Annotated in this window: 17 protein-coding genes; 2 read left to right on the top strand and 15 right to left on the bottom strand. The window is 37.7% G+C overall.

Annotated elements, in window-relative coordinates:
- Window positions 1-28: 28 nt before the first annotated feature.
- From FB379_RS11780 to FB379_RS11820, 9 genes are all read right to left on the bottom strand, one after another.
- On the bottom strand, window positions 29-679 hold the full coding sequence (locus FB379_RS11780; RefSeq protein WP_066246786.1) for a class II aldolase/adducin family protein: 651 nt from the start codon (window positions 677-679) through the stop codon (window positions 29-31).
- Window positions 680-825: 146 nt separating this feature from the next.
- Window positions 826-1,782: an ABC transporter substrate-binding protein gene (locus FB379_RS11785; protein WP_063389293.1), complete on the bottom strand. Its 957-nt coding sequence runs from the start codon at window positions 1,780-1,782 to the stop codon at window positions 826-828.
- Between the two features lie 104 nt (window positions 1,783-1,886).
- The gene (locus FB379_RS11790) at window positions 1,887-2,885 is read right to left on the bottom strand and encodes an ABC transporter permease (RefSeq protein ID WP_063389247.1); all 999 of its coding nucleotides are present in this window, start codon (window positions 2,883-2,885) and stop codon (window positions 1,887-1,889) included.
- A gap of 67 nt (window positions 2,886-2,952) precedes the next feature.
- Window positions 2,953-4,458: a sugar ABC transporter ATP-binding protein gene (locus FB379_RS11795; RefSeq protein ID WP_063389248.1), complete on the bottom strand. Its 1,506-nt coding sequence runs from the start codon at window positions 4,456-4,458 to the stop codon at window positions 2,953-2,955.
- 60 nt (window positions 4,459-4,518) lie between these two features.
- Window positions 4,519-5,187: a transaldolase family protein gene (locus FB379_RS11800; RefSeq protein WP_066246789.1), complete on the bottom strand. Its 669-nt coding sequence runs from the start codon at window positions 5,185-5,187 to the stop codon at window positions 4,519-4,521.
- 35 nt (window positions 5,188-5,222) lie between these two features.
- Window positions 5,223-6,752 carry a xylulokinase gene (gene xylB / locus FB379_RS11805; RefSeq protein WP_144598059.1) on the bottom strand — a complete coding sequence of 510 codons (1,530 nt, stop codon included), beginning with the start codon at window positions 6,750-6,752 and terminating at the stop codon, window positions 5,223-5,225.
- A gap of 66 nt (window positions 6,753-6,818) precedes the next feature.
- Window positions 6,819-7,247: an RbsD/FucU family protein gene (locus FB379_RS11810; protein WP_063389250.1), complete on the bottom strand. Its 429-nt coding sequence runs from the start codon at window positions 7,245-7,247 to the stop codon at window positions 6,819-6,821.
- Window positions 7,248-7,373: 126 nt separating this feature from the next.
- On the bottom strand, window positions 7,374-8,144 hold the full coding sequence (locus FB379_RS11815; protein ID WP_066246791.1) for a DeoR/GlpR family DNA-binding transcription regulator: 771 nt from the start codon (window positions 8,142-8,144) through the stop codon (window positions 7,374-7,376).
- Window positions 8,145-8,559: 415 nt separating this feature from the next.
- Window positions 8,560-10,629, bottom strand: a complete 2,070-nt coding sequence (locus FB379_RS11820) for a bifunctional aldolase/short-chain dehydrogenase (RefSeq protein ID WP_144598060.1) — start codon at window positions 10,627-10,629, stop codon at window positions 8,560-8,562.
- 293 nt (window positions 10,630-10,922) lie between these two features.
- Here FB379_RS11820 and FB379_RS18475 point away from each other — a divergent pair, with 293 nt between their 5' ends.
- Window positions 10,923-11,093, top strand: coding sequence for a hypothetical protein (locus FB379_RS18475; RefSeq protein ID WP_158640191.1), 171 nt, complete (start codon window positions 10,923-10,925; stop codon window positions 11,091-11,093).
- On the opposite strand, the gene FB379_RS19250 is transcribed toward FB379_RS18475, so the two are convergent.
- Complete coding sequence (locus tag FB379_RS19250) at window positions 11,062-11,145, bottom strand: putative holin-like toxin (RefSeq protein ID WP_375338799.1); 84 nt, start codon at window positions 11,143-11,145, stop codon at window positions 11,062-11,064. The two genes, FB379_RS18475 and FB379_RS19250, sit on opposite strands and share 32 nt — an antisense overlap.
- Before the next feature lie 206 nt (window positions 11,146-11,351).
- On the opposite strand from FB379_RS19250, the gene FB379_RS11825 reads away from it, so the two are divergent.
- Entirely contained in the window at window positions 11,352-12,977 is a 1,626-nt protein-coding gene (locus tag FB379_RS11825; RefSeq protein ID WP_094245152.1) for a methyl-accepting chemotaxis protein, read from the top strand.
- 274 nt (window positions 12,978-13,251) lie between these two features.
- On the opposite strand, the gene FB379_RS11830 is transcribed toward FB379_RS11825, so the two are convergent.
- The 5 genes from FB379_RS11830 to FB379_RS11850 all read right to left on the bottom strand — a co-directional run bounded on the left by FB379_RS11830 (window position 13,252) and on the right by FB379_RS11850 (window position 18,078).
- Window positions 13,252-14,505 carry an ABC transporter permease gene (locus FB379_RS11830; RefSeq protein WP_063389255.1) on the bottom strand — a complete coding sequence of 418 codons (1,254 nt, stop codon included), beginning with the start codon at window positions 14,503-14,505 and terminating at the stop codon, window positions 13,252-13,254.
- A complete protein-coding gene (locus FB379_RS11835) occupies window positions 14,498-15,397 on the bottom strand; it encodes an ABC transporter ATP-binding protein (RefSeq protein ID WP_144598061.1) in 900 nt (299 codons plus the stop codon). The genes FB379_RS11830 and FB379_RS11835 overlap by 8 nt, the downstream gene beginning before the upstream one ends.
- Before the next feature lie 788 nt (window positions 15,398-16,185).
- On the bottom strand, window positions 16,186-16,704 hold the full coding sequence (locus FB379_RS11840; RefSeq protein WP_144598062.1) for a DUF7878 domain-containing protein: 519 nt from the start codon (window positions 16,702-16,704) through the stop codon (window positions 16,186-16,188).
- A 278-nt stretch (window positions 16,705-16,982) separates the two neighbouring features.
- A complete protein-coding gene (locus FB379_RS11845; RefSeq protein ID WP_144598063.1) occupies window positions 16,983-17,501 on the bottom strand; it encodes a DUF7878 domain-containing protein in 519 nt (172 codons plus the stop codon).
- Window positions 17,502-17,529: 28 nt separating this feature from the next.
- Window positions 17,530-18,078, bottom strand: a complete 549-nt coding sequence (locus FB379_RS11850) for an SAR2788 family putative toxin (protein ID WP_130156700.1) — start codon at window positions 18,076-18,078, stop codon at window positions 17,530-17,532.
- Window positions 18,079-18,380: the final 302 nt, after the last annotated feature.

The raw sequence follows: 18,380 nt of genomic DNA on the forward strand, positions 1-18,380 counted from the left end.
TCATTCGCACTCCCGTAAAAAAGCCTGTTTATGACTTCTTCTTTAACAGACTGGCCCGATACTTTTCGGATGACAAATTTCGTAAATCTTCGCACTCTTGTTCCGTTAAAATTCTCGGAGTACCAACAGTTGAAGCGATGGTAAATACTTTTGCTGATTCTTCGGTTAATTGCATATAAAAAAATGCTTCTTTCATCGTTTTGCCGACTGTGAGCACTCCATGGTTCCTCATCACAATGACATCGCTGTCATGGATGACTTCTCCAACAGCATCTGCTAAAAGATTGGTTGTAGGAATAATATAATCTAAGTAGGAAACTTTCTTTACCATTGCAGGAAAATCGGGGAAAAGCATTGGGATATCTTTCCCTGCACTAGAGACTCCAACAGAGTAGCTAGGATGCGCATGCAACACTGCATTGATTTCTGGATTTCGCCGAAAGCATTCTAAATGCATGAGCAATTCGGAGGAAGGTTTTAAATCTCCAAAAACTTCTCCAGTGTCAATTTTTACTTTAACCCATTGATCATCTTCAATCTCCTTTAAATCAAAGCCGCTTGGTGAAATGTACATATATTCACCATCACGCATGCTAAGATTTCCACCGGCTCCAACAACTAAACCAGCATCTACAATTTTATGTGCATATTTTTTTAGTTCTCCGATTACTGCTGACATTAAATTCCACCTCTAGTATATGTTTATCATCTTGAAAACAATTTTTAAGTTTCGTTTCACCCTGTTTTTATGAGCTGGTTAATCTTTTTCCCCTTCAAGTATTTGTATAACTGGGGCTGCAAAATGCATCCCCAGCTTTCAGGTTATTATTCGTAAATGGCAGATTTAATTTCTTCATTATCAAGATTGGTTTTGTCATACCAATAGAATCCTGTGTCAATAACCTTTTCTACTTTCTCGCCATTGATTGCTTGAACAGCAGCTTTTACTGTTTCATAGCCGATACCGACCGGATTTTGTGTAATGGCTCCTGCCATTGTACCGTCTTTAATCGCTTCAATTTGCTGTTTACCAGAGTCAAAGCCGATGACAACAATTTTGCCTTGTTTATTCATTTCTTTTACTGCATTAATTACACCGATCGCTGAACCTTCGTTGGCACCATAGATCCCTTTTAAGTCAGGATGCGCTTGGATGATTGCTTTCGCTAAGTCTGTAGATTTTAATTGGTCACCGCCGCCATATTGAATGTCGACAATTTCAATATCTGGATATTTTTCTTTTATTCTCTCAACAAATCCATCTCGGCGGTTAACACCAGTTATACTTGTTTGGTCATGAACAATTAGCGCAACTTTTCCTTTGCCTCCAATTTTTTCAGCCATTTTGTCTGCCGCTAACGCTGCAGCAGCTTTGTTATCTGTAGATGCAGTTGCCAAAGGAATATCGCTGTCAACCCCTGAGTCAAATGCAATAATCGGAATACCTTTTTCATCAGCTTCTTTTAATAAAGGAATTGATGCTTGGCTGTCTAGAGCAGCAAAACCAATTGCATCCGGCTTTTTATCAATAGCTGTTCTTAACATTTCAATTTGTTTGTCGACTTGAGATTCACTTTCTGGACCTTCAAACGTAATTTCTACGTCAAACTCTTTTGCTGCTTGTTCAGCACCTTTTTTAACAGCTTGCCAGAATTGATGCTGGAATCCTTTAGAAACAATAGCGATATAGGGTTTTCCACTGTCGCCTCCTGCGGATTCAGAGCTTCCTTCGCTCTCGTTTTTCGAGGAGCTTCCGCATGCTGACAAAACGAGCGACAACATTAAAATACCGCATAGAGTTAACAACCATTTCTTCACTGAATTTTCCCCCTTATAATTTTTTTATTTTTTAACTCTAGTTTGTAACTAGAGATAAAAAACGGAATTTAACTGCTTTTGCCTCGACGGATAATATCGATATAAACTGCAACCAAAATGACAAATCCAACAACAACTGTCTGCCATTCTTGAGGGATTGACATAATTCTCAAACCGTTTGTTAATACGCTCATAATAAGAGCCCCAATAACTGTTCCTAAAATAGTTCCTTTGCCACCACTTAACGAAGTCCCTCCGATAACGACAGCTGCAATTGCTTCCAACTCATACCCGGCTCCCAAAGCAGGCTGTGCTGAATTAAGCCTTGAAGCCATTAAAACTCCTGCTATTCCTGTAAACACACCTGCAACCGTGTAAATGATGATTTTCCATTTATCCGTATTGATACCGGATAATCTTGTTGCTTCTTCATTGCTTCCAATAGAAGTTGTAAAGCGGCCAAAAATAGATTTCGTTAATAAAATTCCTGCAATAATTGCCATAATAATGAAAATTAGGACACCGTTAGGCAAATTAAATCCTGGTATAATTGAACCTAATGCAATTTCACTGAAGCTAGGTTTATCACTAAAATAAATTGGAGTTGCATCTGAAATAACAAGTGCTAATCCTTTCGCGATCATCATCATCGCCAATGTTGCAATAAATGGAGGAATTTTTAATTTTGAAACACTGAATCCGCTTATAAATCCCATTAATGCACCAGTCAGAATTCCGCCTAAAATGCCGACTATAATTGGCAAATCCCAAAAGACGATAAATACCCCTGTCATAACAGCACATAGCGTCATTCCTGTACCAATGGAAAGGTCAATTCCTCCAGTCATAATAACAAATGTAGTTCCTAACGCCATGATTCCGATAACTGTCGTTGATAATAATATCCCAGTAATATTAGTCCAATTTAAAAAGTTATCGGAGGAAATGGTAAAAAACAGAATAAGTACAATTAAACTAGCAAATGCCAATATTTGTTGCAGTGCATTGGATTTTAATAGATTTCCACTCTTTTTTGTCTCTGTGTTAGGTGCAGTTCCTGTACTCATATTGATCCTCCTCGTTTTGTATTCCAAATCCTTTTGACATAAAGGACACTTCAATCGAACTTACAATTTATGATCTAGTTCGTGTTGCATAATCCATAATCTTTTCTTGAGATGCTTCTTCGTTTGTCAACTCTCCGGTGATTCTTCCTTCACACATGACGATGATTCGATGGCTCATTCTTAATATTTCCGGTAATTCGGAAGAAATCATAATAATGGATTTTCCTTGCTGAGCCAGTTCATTTAGCAGCTGATATATTTCAGTTTTCGCCCCAACATCAATTCCGCGTGTAGGTTCATCAAAGATTAAAATGTCGCAGTTTTTAGCAAGCCATTTGGCAATGACAATTTTTTGCTGGTTTCCTCCCGATAAATTCTTCGCTAGCTGTTTGATGCTTGGCGTTTTAATTTTCAGCGACTTTACATACTCTTCTGATGTTACATATCCTTTTGAGTCATTGACAAAGGTCAGCCAATTCACATAATTGCTCAGTGAAGAAATTAAAATATTCGAATTCACGTCCATTTCAAGCATTAAGCCATATCGCTTTCTGTCCTCAGACAAATAGGCGATTCCGTGCTTTACTGCATCTTCAGGCTTATTGATTTTCACTTCTTTTCCATTGATAAAAATTTGCCCTTCATCGATTTTGTCAGCACCGAAAATGGCTCTTGCTACTTCTGTGCGTCCAGCTCCCATTAAACCGGCAAAGCCTAAAATTTCTCCTTTTTTCAAAGTAAAGCTGATATTTTCTAAAAAGTTTTTGGTCGATAAGTTTTTCACTTCCAGGACTGTTTCAGCCTCTTTTGAAACCGTCGTTGTAGGGCGAGATTCATCCTGGATGTGACGGCCTACCATTAACGAAATAACCTTTTTCATATCTGTATCTTTCGTATATAACGTGTCGATGTATTGACCGTCGCGCATGACTGTTATTCGGTCAGAAATGACTTTCAATTCTTCCATTCTGTGTGAAATATAAATGATGCCAACACCTTTGTTTTTCAAATTTTCAATTAAATCAAATAATGTTTTAATTTCAGATTCCGTCAAAGCGGCAGTTGGTTCGTCCATCACGATAATTTTCGCATTGTAAGATAACGCTTTCACAATCTCCACCATCTGCTGCTTTGCCACTGTTAAATCTGATACTGTTTCTTTAGGATTTAAATTAATATTGAGTTTCTCAAGCAACTCTGCTGTTTTTTCATTCAATTCCTTTTCCTTCAAAAAGAAATTAAATCCGGTGCGAGGCTCCCTGCCAATAAAAATGTTTTGGGCAACCGTTAAATCAGGCATTAAATTTAGTTCTTGGTGTATAATGCTAATGCCCATTTCCTGTGCTGCTTTCGCATTAGGAATTTCAACTTTGTTGCCTTCTAAGTAGATTTCACCTTCATCTTTTTGATAGACTCCAGACAAAATTTTCATTAAAGTCGATTTTCCAGCACCATTTTCGCCAACTAATGCTAGAACTTCCCCATAATTTAAATCCAGTCGAACTTTTGATAATGCCTTTACTCCAGGAAAACTTTTGCTTATCCCTTCCATTCTTAATAATTGAGCTGACATCCTATCACCTACTTTACGTAACTGTCATTATCCGTCCTGAATTTTTGTTCCACTTTTACATTAATAAGATTTTTCAGATTTTTTCGCGGATTGATATTGCTTCCAATCATTTAAAAACCCTTTTAACCCGATATTTGTAAGATCTGACGCAAACATTTTCTTAAAAATATAAAATGGCATCGTTACAGCATCTGCGCCTGATTTTGCAAGATCAACGACAACCTGCGGATTTCGGATGCTTGCTCCAATAACTTTCGTTTCCGCATGCATTTGATGAATAATTTCTTTTGCCTCTTTAATAAATTGCAGCCCGTCAATCGCATGATCATCCATTCTTCCGATGTAAGGGCTTATAAAATCCACCCCTGCTTTGGCAGCTAATACAACTTGAGGCAGTGTATAAATAAGAGTCATATTCACCTTTATGCCTTCCTGTTTCAATTGATAAGCTGCGGATAATCCTTCTTCAGTCATCGGGAGTTTAATGACAATATCTTTTCCCCATGTGGACATTTCTCTCCCTTCAAGGATCATTTCTTCAGCTGTTTCTCCTGTTACCTGGCACCAGACTTCTCCATTAATTTTGGAGGAAATATCCACAATAATTTGCCGAAACTCTCTATTTTCTCTTGAAATAATGCTTGGATTTGTTGTAATCCCTGCTAAAAATCCATATTTTGAAGCAAATTCTATTTCTTGTTCATTTGCGGTGTCTAAATAAATGTCCATGATTTTCCCCCTTTCTCGCACAATTGTTTGTACATTTATTCAACCCCGTTCCATTGATTAAAAATCGGCTCCACTTGTTTATAAACTTGTTCAAACGCTTTCAAAGCTGTTTGATAAGATTGATGGTTGTGTTGATCTGGTTCAAATGATTCAGCTTCAACACACCAAGCTTTCGCTGCTGTCAAATCTTTCAGAAGGCCTACTCCTACACCGCCTGCAACCGCAGCGCCCATTGAGGTCGTTTCATCCAAAATTTTCGGTATACGGATGGTAACACCGAAAAGATCAGCCAGCATTTGCCGCCATATTCTGCTTTTCGCTCCGCCTCCAAACAGCCATATGTCTTGAAATGGCCGATCATAATTTTCTTGCAGAGCATCGAAAATAAGTTTTAAATTCATTGAAATCCCTTCCAAAACAGCACGAATCAAATCAGATCGTTTATGATTGATCGTCAATCCTATGAAACTGCCTTTTGCGTTTGGATTCCACCAAGGAGACCGCTCCCCCATTAAATACGGAAGAAAAATCAATTGATTGGAGCCGATTGGTGAGCTTTCAGCTTCTTCATTCATCATTTCATAAATATTCTTCGCTGCATCCGTTTTCAAAACGTCTTGAAACAGTATGTCTCTTAACCATTGAAAGGAAGTCCCTGCTGCTTGCATCGTTCCGATGGGAATATATTTATTTTCATCCAAATGGATAAAATTGAATGTCCGCATTTCTTGATCAAAAACTGGACGAGATGACGAAAATGAGATCCAGGAAGAAGAGCCAATGTAATTAAAAATATCTCCCTCATCAATCGCACCTGCACCTAATGCAGCACAGCACCCATCTGCACCGCCCATTACAACAGGTGTACCAGGCATCAGACCTGTTTCTTCCGCCGCCTTTGAATGAACTTCACCAACAACCGCTGTTGAAGGCAAAATCTCAGGCAATTTTTCATCATCAATTTGCCATAATTTTATTAATTCTTCCGACCACTCTTTCTTTTTAATATTTAATAGATTCGTGCCGCTTGCATCAGAATAGTCGGTGGCAAATTTACCCGTTAGTTTAGCAATTATATAATCTTTTGCTTGTAAATATTTAAATGTTTCTTTATGAACAGCTGGTTCATTTTCTTGAATCCAATTAATTTTTGCTGCAGAATAGGATGGGGATAATCTGTTTCCAGTAATTTCATAGTGTTCTTTCATTCCTATCTTTTCTGCAATTGCTTCTGTTTTTTGCGCCGAACGCATATCAGCCCAAATAATTGCATTTCTTACAGCTTCTCCTTTATGATTGACTGGGACAGCCCCCATCATCTGGCCGCTGAACGTAATGCATGCAATTTGTTTCGGATCAATTTTTGCTTCTGAAATAAGTTGTTTTGATGCATTTGCCACGGCATCCCACCAATCATTCGGATTTTGTTCAACCCAATGCTGCTTCAAAAAAATGGTGGAATATTGATAGGTAGTATGAGCTATGATTTCACCGTCCGGCGATATTAATGTGGATTTATTTCCGCTTGTCCCAAGATCATGAGCAAGAATAAATTTTTGCACCATATTGTCTCCACCATCCTATCGCTTCCATCTTGAACGGAAAATGTACTAGTTTCCCAATGAAATCTATTATGAAATGACACCTTTTTTTAAAATGATATTGGCATAAAGCGCACTCTCGCTCGTTGCGATAATTGCATAAGCATTTTTGGCTCTTTCATAAAAGCTGAATCTCTCCATAAATTCTATATCCCATGGTTCGGAACATTTTTTCTCCAGAAGTTTTTTATATTCGTCCCAAATGGCCGGTTTGCTTTCATTTTGGTTTACTACTTGCATGAGAGCCACCGGTTTATCCACAAAAGTATCCAACGGAAACAAATCTAAGATAGAATCCAACAGCTCAGGAACACCATGTCCGTCAGCTCGAACCAATCTTTGAGCAAAATTTGCTGCCGGAAAATTCCCGTCTGCAATGACAATTTCGTCACCATGGCCCATTTCCATCAAAATTTTTAACAGCTCAGGAGAAAGATTCTTTGGAATACCTTTTAACAACGCTTACACAACCTTTGTTTATTTTTGTTTGTTTTTATATTATCAAATATACCAAAAAAAATAAAGAGTGTTATTATAAAAAATTTTTTGTTTTTTTTGTTTTATTTTGAAACAATTTGACTCCTTTTACGATAAAGGAACGATTGTGATTTTTGTGTTTTTTCCTTCAAACTCTTTTTTATATGCTGGATGGATATTGGAATCTGTAATAATTTCGTCCACTTTCTCAATATGATTGATTAAAGCGAACGTCCGAACGCCAAACTTGCTGGAGTCAACTAGTAAAATGGTTTTATCTGCTATCTCCATCATTTGCTTTTTTATTAATGCTTGCCATTCATTCGAATCGCTGAGACCGCCTTCAAGATGCACACCTTTGCAGGATAGGAAAGCTTTATTGACATGGTATGTTTCCAAAGATCGTTCTGCGAGAGGACCAATATACGATAATGATTTTGAAGAGAGCATTCCGCCGGTTGACATTACCTTTATTTGATCTTTGACACTTAATTCAATTGCTACTCTAATGGAATTTGTTATAACTGTTAGTGGTACATTCGGCAGTTCCTTTGCCATATACCATGCCGTCGAACTTGCATCTAAAACAATCTGGTCTCCTGGCTGTATGAGCTTGACTGCTTCTGCTGCTATCGCTTTTTTTTCTTTGGCATTTGTGACTTCACGTTCTAAATAGGACAATTCGAGCTGCTGGTCTCTTTCAATGCTGACCGCTCCCCCGTGGCTGCGCAGAAGCCTCCCTTCCTTTTCCAGCTTTTCTAAATCTCTTCGTATCGTCTCCTCCGTGACTGAAAACATTTTGCTAAGCTCCGATACTCGTACACTTAATTTTTTGTTAACGATTTCAACTATTTTCCTATGTCTTTCGGCTACAAGCACCTTGCACGTCCCCCCAATATGTTCAAAAGTTTTTCAATAGTTATCAGAAAATAATATACCACATTACCCCAATATGTCCTAAAGATTTCAAGCGCTGCCAGAAAATAATATACCACATTATAAAATGAATCATTAAATCATTGTCACCAATATTTTTAGCGCATCAGGCTCAAAGCAGTTTTCTCACAGCGCATCTATTATCTTTTAAAGCGGAAAAGGTTTTTATGCCCTTTTCCGCTTTCCGGAAGCCTCCTGATGGTTAAGTCTCCGTACGTTGTTGAAGGGGGATGACCTGCTGCAATGATTAAATCTTTCTTATTCACGAATTCGTTATAATAACCGATAACTGTTATGTGGAGAATTTTCATGAAGAGCAATGGCCAATAGGCTATTGCTCTTTTGTATTGTCGAAAGATTATCTAGTAAATGCCGCTGGAACACCTCCGTCAACTGTGATCATGCATCCTGTTGTTTTTTCAGCTTTAGAAGATGCAAAAAATGCAATCGCCTCTGCAATGTCTTCAGGATACACATTTACTAATAATGTTGTTCGTTTTTTATAATAATCTTCTAATTCATCCGGTGAAATTCCATAAGCTCTTGCACGCTCTTCACGCCACTTGGAATCCCATATTGCAGAGCCTTGAAGAACGGCATCCGGAAGAACGGAGTTTACACGTATTCCGTATTGGCCGCCTTCAGCAGCAATACATCTTGCCAAATGAGTTTCAAGCGCCTTTGCAGCACTGTAAGCAGCCGCATTCTTTCCAGCATAAATTGAATTTTTCGAGCCAACAAATACCATATTCCCGCCAATACCTTGCGTCTTCATTTGTTTAAACGCTTCGCGAGCTACTAAAAAGTATCCTGTACCAAGAACGTTCATATTTAAATTCCATTCTTGCAAAGTTGTTTCATCGAACGGACTGGATGTAGCAAGTCCAGCGTTGTTGACAATAATATCGACTCCGCCGAAGGCAAGGGCAGCTTCTTTAAAGGCAGCTTGCACTTCTTCCTCTTTTGTTACGTCCATTTTGACGGCAATTGCACGATTTTCGCCATATTTTTCGTTAATTTCTTTAGCTTTTTCCTCTGCTCCTTCGATGTTTAAATCAGCGATAACAACATGTGCGCCTTCGCTGGCTAGACGTCGGCACGTCGCACTGCCAATTCCTCCTGCACCGCCTGTGACAAAAGCCACTTTGCGCGAAAATTCTGCTTCTGGCGGAGCAAGCGTTAATTTGTAGAGCTCAAGCGGCCAATATTCTACATTATAAGACTCATTTTCGTTTAATGAGACGAACTTCCCGATCGCATCTGTCCCTTTCATGACAGCGATGGCGCGATGATAAAGAGCTCCGCTGATCCTTGACATTTTTTCGTTTTTCCCTGTATTCACCATTCCAATACCAGGAATTAAGATTACTCTAGGGGCAGCTTCAAACATTTTGTCCCCTTCGTTTTTGTTCCGCTCAAAATAAGCTTTGTAGTCTTTTTTATAATTGGAAACTCCTTCTTTTATTTTTTCCTTTAATTGCTCTTTATTTTCTGTTTGCGGATCCCATTCGATGTATAAAGGAACCCGCTTCGTGTGAACTAAATGATCAGGGCATGCTGCGCCTATTTGAGAAAGTTCTTTTGCGTTTCGACTGTTAACAAACTGAAGAACATCCTCTCCGTCATCCCAAGTTAAAATCATTTTTCTTTCATCGCTTACAGCACCACGAATAACTGGCAGTATTTCCGCTAGGATTTCTTTTCTTTCATCTTTGGAAAGGGCTTTATATTTTAATCCGCCAAATGCTTTTTCTTCATCGATTCGCTCTTTTATATAGTTTTCAGCTTCATTAATAATAGAAATCGTTTTTGCATAGCATTCCTCTGAAGTATCGCCCCATGTGACTAAGCCGTGTTTTTCCATCAACACTAACTCTGCATTCGGGTTGTTTTTCACGCCTTCAGCAATCATTTTGGAAAGCGTAAATCCAGGACGCACGTAAGGCACCCAAACAAATCGGTTGCCGTAAATCTCCTCAGCAATTTGCTTTCCGTTGTCCGCACAGCAAATGCTGATAATCGCATCAGGATGCGTGTGATCAACATGCTTGAACGGAAGAAATGCGTGCAGCAAAGTTTCAATCGAAGGGCGTGGATGCTTGTGATCAATCATGCAATGAGATAAATAAGCTACCATTTCTTCGTCGGACATTTCATCTCGTTCTATAAGCGGGCGGATATCGTCCAATTTAAGTCCTGTAAAATTGTGCGCTTTCATTGTCGCTAAATCTGAACCGCTTCCTTTTACCCACATGACTTCAATTTCACGGCCGCGGAAATCGCTTTCAATTGTTTTCATTGAAGTGTTGCCTCCGCCCCAGTTGCATACAGCGCGATCAGCTCCGATTAAATTGGAACGGTAGACTAACTGTTCTAAACCTTCCGACAATTTCTTAGCTTTTTCTGAATCCCACAAACTTTTGACCATTTGTTGACCTCCATTTTTGTTTTTATTTATTTTAAATATAACATATGATTGTTTATTATTGAATATATTTTTTTATTTTTGTTTTTTTGTTTTGAATATTTTATTTATAGCTAAGATTTGAAACGTATATTGTTTACTTGTTGATTTCACGTCTATTATTTTGGGATTTTTCAATCAAGGGAAAAATAAAAGGTAAATCAACATAAAAAAAAAGGGATCAAAATATGAAGGGAATATAATCAGGCAGGATCATATAGTTGCTCTCTTTTACAAGACGAGGGGAATAATGTATAATGAAGTTGAAAAATTGCATCAACAACCAGACGACCAAAGGTGCTGCGACACCTTTGGCCCTGCAACAGACGGTTCCCTTCAAGGGGATCAGGCAGCAGGTAAAAAATAATCCACCACTGCTATCAACTCAAGGGTGGATTATTTTTTTTGCGGATTTGACAGCATTGTAATTATAAGGCTTGAAAAACTGATCGCAAACATTAACGCTTCGAATACTGTCATCGGCACACCCCCTTTCTGTACGGGGTAAATGCCAACCACCCTTGAGTCTACCGTTCTATTGCATTTTCATTATATCAAATACTAAATTTTGAATCTATAAAAAACAGAACATTTGTTCCTTTTTTACTAGAAATTAAATTTTTAGCAAATAATTATTGAAAATTCTGTAAATGGGGTATACATTTGTAGTAAGGGGAGGGAGAAGTATGAGCCGTTTAATAAAGAAAAAAGCTGCTCAACAAGCACTCAAAAAAGTCGTGCATGTAAGCGATATCATTAAGAAACAGCTAGATCCTCAGCTTCCGCTAACCGAACAGCTCGACAAAATTCGAAAAACGTTCGATGAAAGGCTGGACCAAGACGAATATTTTTTGGTCGTAGATGAAACAGGATATTCTCCGCTACATACCAATCGCCTTCGTGAAGGAAGAGTATTTTCGGATGAGGTCGGCAAAAAAGCCGCTACAACAAAAGAACCGCTTTTGCAGCTGTATATCCGTGATACAGGAGAAATTCTTGTTGATGCGAGCTGTCCGCTCGTTACAGACAGTACTGGAAAACGTTATAATATCCGGTTAGGAAGACTCATTCATCGCCCGTATTTGCAAATGAATTTTGCCATGCTATCGTTTTTGCCAAGCTTTCTTTGCCTCATGACAGCTTTATTTATGCAATTATCTTTTCGTCAAGCAATTATTTTATTTTTCGTAACTATTTGCGCCAGTGCAGTAAACAGCTTCTTTGTTTACCGCTCGTTCACTTCTAATCTTAGACAATGGTATAACGTCACTCGTACTGTATCATCAGGCAACCTTCATGTCGAAGTAGATATTGTCGGCAAACGCAATGAGTTTCATCAAATAGGTTATGAAATCAATAAAATTATTTTTGGAATCCGGTCGATTTTAAGCGAGTTTGCCAATGCCGTCAAAACTGTCAAGAAGGTCAGTCAAGATCAAAAAAAAGAAGCGAATCGCTTATCGGAAATTTTTGATGAAGTTGCTGCAACAATGGAAGTGTTCCGCGAAGGCTCCAAACAGCAGACCGATTCGTTTAAAAAAGTTAGCGAACTGGCAAATTCGATGATAGAAGGTGTATCAAATATGGGATCGGAAATTGAACGTGTTGTTGAATACGCTCAATCAACGATGCGTTCAGCAGATGAAGGGCAACAAATGATTGAAAAAACGGAACAGCTTATGCTAAATATTGAAAATGACACGAAAAAGGCAACTTCTCTCATCCAAATGGTATCCAAAAAAGCGGATCAAGCGATGGAAATGGCTTCTGCGATCACAGCAATTGCCAAGCAAACGAACCTTTTAGCATTAAATGCTTCCATTGAAGCAGCGAGAGCAGGTGAATCTGGAAAAGGCTTTGCGATTGTAGCTGCAGAAGTGAGCAAACTGGCAGATGATACAAATTCTTTTGCGGCTAAAATTTTATCTTCGTTGGAAGAAACGAGAAATGATTTAGCTCATGCCGTTACTGCCGTCAAAAAAAATGAAGAAAGTGTTGATCAAGCTTCCTTGTCTATATCTGGAACAAAAGAAAGCATGCAGACATTTAAGCGAATGTTTTCAGACATTCATTCTCTGTTAAAGCATAATCGAGAAAACGTCATAAACATTCGTGAAAACGGCAACAATTTAAAAGGTTTAATAGAAAATGTAAACTTAATCGCACATGATTTCACCAACACAGTCAACGAAACAACGGCAGCATTGGAGGAACATATTGAAGGGATCCATGAGCTTGCAAAGGAATCAGTTATTCTTTCCGATGCTGTCATACATCTTCAAAAAATTTTAAACCGCTTTCAATTACAATAAATGTCTTGATTGACTGGGGATTTTCTCTTTACTATTAAAAATCACATCGTCAAGAAGCGAATATTTGCAGGAATAATCGAAAATGCAAAAGGGAGATCCCCCAACTTCGGTAGTTGAGAAAAAATACTGCGCAGAAATTGACTCATTTTCATCATTATCAAAGCTTCCAAAAAATTAAGCAGCCAAACTCCTAGTATATAGGAATCGGGCTGCTTGCTACGTTTATTATTATCTGCTCAAAATCAAAAGAAAACCATTTTGCGTAATGTCTTCTTTATTTATTTTTCGATAGCTGTAAAGCTTTTTTAATATCTTTAAGCGCATTGGATTTTCCGTACATCAATACGCCGCCTTTGTAAACTCTTGCCCCGAAGACAGCTAATATAGCAATGGATGCTATTAATAAACCGATTCCTAAAAGCGGCTCCCAAATTGGAAGATCCAGCATTCCAACCCGCAAAAACATCAGCATCGGGGTAAACGGCGGAATGTATGATGTGATCGTAACATAGGAAGCTTCCGGATTGCTCAAACCAAATATCGCTAGCATAAAGCCCGCCACAACCGTTAAAATCATCGGAGTGATCAACTGCTGAACATCTTCTATACGACTGACCAGCGAGCCTAGAAAGGCAGCCATCGTCGCATATAATAAATAGCCTAAAATAAAGAAAATGACTGCATATAGAATGGTCGACAACGACGTGTTTTGGAATCCAAAGAAAGAGAAAAATCCTCCATCCATCGATTCTAAATTCTGTTTAATGGAAACGTAGCCGACAATAAGCCATAAGGCAAGCTGCGTTAAACTCAATAGAGCAACACCTAAAATTTTCGCAAACATTTGTGTAATAGGAGGAACACTGGAAATTAAAATTTCCATCACTCTAGAAGATTTTTCTACTGCTACCTCCATCGCAATCATATTTGCATACATGATCACTGCAAAATATATTACAAATAAAAGTACATATACGAGACCTCTCGCTTGATTCAATTCTTCCACCGTTTTTGCGTTGGCATTCAACGCTTCCATTTCAAAAGATACTGGCGCATTCAGCTTCATCAGTTCCTCTTGCGTCAATTTCAATTGACCTGCTGTCCATACCATGCTCACTTGTTGGAGGGCATATTGCAAATCGTTTGGAACGGTTGAGTCTGCAAGAGACGCTGCTTTATATACCGCCATCGGCCGGTTTTCATCATTTAAAGATAAAACGAGATACCCTTTGATCTCATCATTTAATACATTCTTTTTCAGCTCTTCTTCGGAAGCATTAGTTTTTTGCAATTGAATGTCCGGATTAACTTCTTTTAATTGCTTTTTAAACGGTTCAAATAAAGAATTTGATTGATCAATGACTGCAAGGCGTTCTTGATTTTCACCAGAATTAAAAAAATCAATAATTTTTGATATGTTTCCCAAAACTAGAATAATAAGCAATGTAATAACCGTGGAAATGATAAATTGCTTCGATCTTAGTTTGGTAAAATAAGTGTGGAACAAAACAGTCCAAAAGTTATGCATAGGCCGCACCCACTTTCTCTATAAAAATATCATGTAATGAAGGCTCTTCTATTTGGAATTTGCGAATAAATCCTTTATCGACAATCTCCTGTAACAATTGTTGTGCGGTCTCTTCTCTTTCAATTTGCAATTGAATCCCTTCAACTGTTGTCTTGGCTTTTACGACACCTGGGAAATCCTTCAAGAAATTGAGATCAAAATCCGCATGAATCACGAGATTTTTTTTGCCAAAGGAACGTTTAATTTCTTTGAGCGACCCATGAACTACAGGGCTTCCCCTATGTAATATGCATAAATGTTCACATAATTCCTCAACGTGCTCCATCCGATGGCTGGAAAACACAATGGATGTACCGGCATTTTTCAAATCAATGACAGCCTCTTTCAATTGCTCAACATTGACCGGATCCAATCCGCTAAACGGTTCATCCAAGATGAGCAGCTTCGGTTTATGTATGACAGCAGCAATAAATTGAATTTTTTGCTGGTTTCCTTTCGACAGCTCTTCGACTTTTTTTTCAGCGTACTCCGGCACTTTAAACCGTTCGAGCCAATTTGCCAGCTCCTTCAGCGCATCTTTTTTGTTCATCCCTCTTAATCTGGCTAAATAGACAATCTGATCCTTTACCTTTAATTTCGGGTACAATCCCCGCTCTTCGGGCAAATATCCGATATACGGGCTCGTGCTATAATCAATTTTTTCTCCATTCCATGTAATGGTTCCTTCAGTTGGTGCCAGCAGCCCTAAAATCATGCGAAATGTTGTCGTTTTTCCGGCACCGTTTGCCCCTAAAAAACCAAACATTTCTTTTTCCGGAATGGATAAAGACAGCTTATCCACAGCGGTGAAATCGCCAAATTTTTTCGTCACTTGCTCTAGCTTCAACGTCATGTATTTTCCTCCTCTCATCTTTTAATACGGATCAAACAAGAAAAAAGTTCAGTATCGTTTTAAATTTCTGTCTAACTCACAAGTGAAACATCGTTAGTGACAATGATGATATGAAAACTATGTTAAAAATATTTAAACCACATAATTAAAACAGGAGGATGCTTCACAAAAGTTGTTCAAACTTTTGGAAGCATCTCTCCATTTAATAAATGTTGAGATGAACAAAAAGGCAGAAACCTTTTTTTATTACTTAAAGGTTCACTGATTTGATTTTAGAATCCGAACTGAGATGGATTTTGAAGAAATACAACTGTGAAGGACAAAAATAATCTAATAAAATTTATAAACGTCCTTCATGGAGGTGATGGAATCCAAAAAAAGGAAATTGCATATACTGAATGTCCGTCATAACTTTTGAAGGACAGAATGAAAATGGCGTGCATAGAAAAAGTCCTTCATAAGATTCCCGAAGGACATGATCAAGATAGGGAAACATAGGAAAAGCAGTTGTCCAGAAAGCCAAAATCTTTTGGAAACGAAAAACATAAACATTGAATATTGAAAGGGCACCTATAAGCCGAAAAAATCGACTACTTTGACAGCCACTTTTGCCATTATGATTCGGCTTCTTTTCGGCAATAGGAACGCCATCCTCCAAAATCTGTAATATCCTCGAATCGATTGGCGATATACGCCTTCCAAAAGAAAGCCCGACACTTTGTTTCCGTTGATCAGTTCTACTGTTCCTATACTCTAAAGGATTTGTATCCCTAATTTTTTACAGAATATTAAAACCATTTCTTCTTGCCTCTCTTTTTATCGATGACAGCTAAAGCTCTAATGGGAAATTTATCAATAAACGGTTCTACTGAAATACTATAATGTGCCTCGATATCTTTTTTTAATTGATCGCGTAATTCTGTCAATTGGTTCACTATATAATCCATCTTAAATACAGGATCAAACGGTTCCTTTCTCCAAATAGATGTGAGTCGAGCCTTATCGTTATTGTCAAAAGGGATGATTGAAATCAACGGCTCATCTTCGTCAATTTCAAGAGTATAATAATGAAATTCCGGGATATCATATTTGTCACTTTCGATAATGGCGAGCCATCTCTCTAGGTATAAATAAAACTCCAACAATGCGATATCATCTCGGAAATAGGAGATTCCATCTACTTTTATGTCAAAATCTCCACTAACTCTAAGCACAATGGCAGCATTCTTTTTCAACTTTTTAGGAATATAAGATTCATCGGTTGTAAAGTGATAGACAAATTCTATTTGACTGGATATGCTGTCCATATTTCACCATCCCATCCCCTATTACTCTTTCGTACCTATGTTTTACCGAGTGGTTATCACTACAATGATAAATCAGCATTCTTTGTTTCTACCTCTGGATTTATAGAATTGAATCCTTTTCATTCGATTGCGTACTTGGCTTTTATCAGTAGTGTTGAATTAGCATAATTCGGACACTTTTTGAAAAAATAAATGGGGCTTCAAAAATAATAGGCAGCCCCAAGAAATGTTATCAACTACAAACATTGACATAGTCTTTAACAAGTAACGTTCAATGACTAAAGCCATTTCGTCTTACCCTTTTTTTTGTCTACAACTGCTAAAGCTTTTATCGGAAATTTATCAATAAACGGTTCTACTGAAATGTTATAATGTGCCTCGATATCTTTTTTTAATTGATCGCGTAATTCTGTCAATTGGTTCACTATATAATCCATCTTAAATACAGGATCAAACGGTTCCTTTCTCCAAATAGAAGTGAGTCGAGCCTTATCGTTATTGTCAAAAGGGATGATTGAAATTAACGGCTCATCTTCGTCAATTTCAAGAGTATAATAATGAAATTCCGGGATATCATATTTGCCACTTTCGATAATGGCGAGCCATCTCTCTAGGTATAAATAAAACTCCAACAATGCGATATCATCTCGGAAATAGGAGATTCCATCTACTTTTATGTCAAAATCTCCATCAACTCTAAGTACGATAGCAGAATCTTTTTTCCACTTTTTAGGAATGTAAGATTCATCGGTTGTAAAGTGATAGACAAACTCTAATTGATTGGATATGCTGTCCATATTTCACCATCCCACCCTACTACAATTTTTATTTTTTCTGACCTTTTGTACCTATTACTTTACCAAGGTCCGCTATAACTACAAATGACAAATCCGCATTCTTTTTTTCTTCCTCTGGATTTAAAGAATAAGATGCGTTCTTAGAATTTAATCCTTCTTTAACCCAATTACGTATTTGGCTTTTATCAGTAGTATTGAATTTAGAAAAATTACCTCCAGCATTTTTTAAATGCTTATTACTTACATTGAATTTGGAAACTTTACTTTTTGCTGCTTTAACGGCTGCCTTTGCAAATGTGTTAAGAACGGCTTTAGAGCTTTTTATCGACTTAACGATAAGTTTTTTTCCAAATTTTTTTATGGCATACTTGATTCCATGTTTTGCAACTACTCCGATTATAACCGCCGGCAGAACCGAAGCTTGAGCATCAATGGTATTGATCTGGTAAGATTCTCCAGTATCTTGATCAATGAGTGTTGCAATAAAATCGGTGCCGTCAATTTCTTGCAACACTACATCAAAATGTTGAGTAATGATTTCTCCATTCTCTAATGATACTAGCAACCGCTGTACCATGTCCGTATGAATCTATTTGATTATTTTTCTCGTTGAACCTTTTTGATACTTTGACACGAGCCTTTTCTTCATCAATTCCACTATCAATAATGGCAATTTTTATAGGTGTGTCTGTTAAAGAGTTAGGATCAGCATATTCCTTCTGTATGGAGCATAGAGCCCAATTCTGATTACAATCAATTTTTTGATCATAGGATAATTGATGATTGCATGAAGCTAAGAAGATGAAGAATATTATAAAAAAAATAGTTTTCTTAATTTTTATAAATTCCCACACCCCCTAGTTATTTTTACAATATATA

The organism is Aeribacillus composti, assembly GCF_007827555.1.
GTDB lineage: Bacteria > Bacillota > Bacilli > Bacillales > Aeribacillaceae > Aeribacillus > Aeribacillus composti.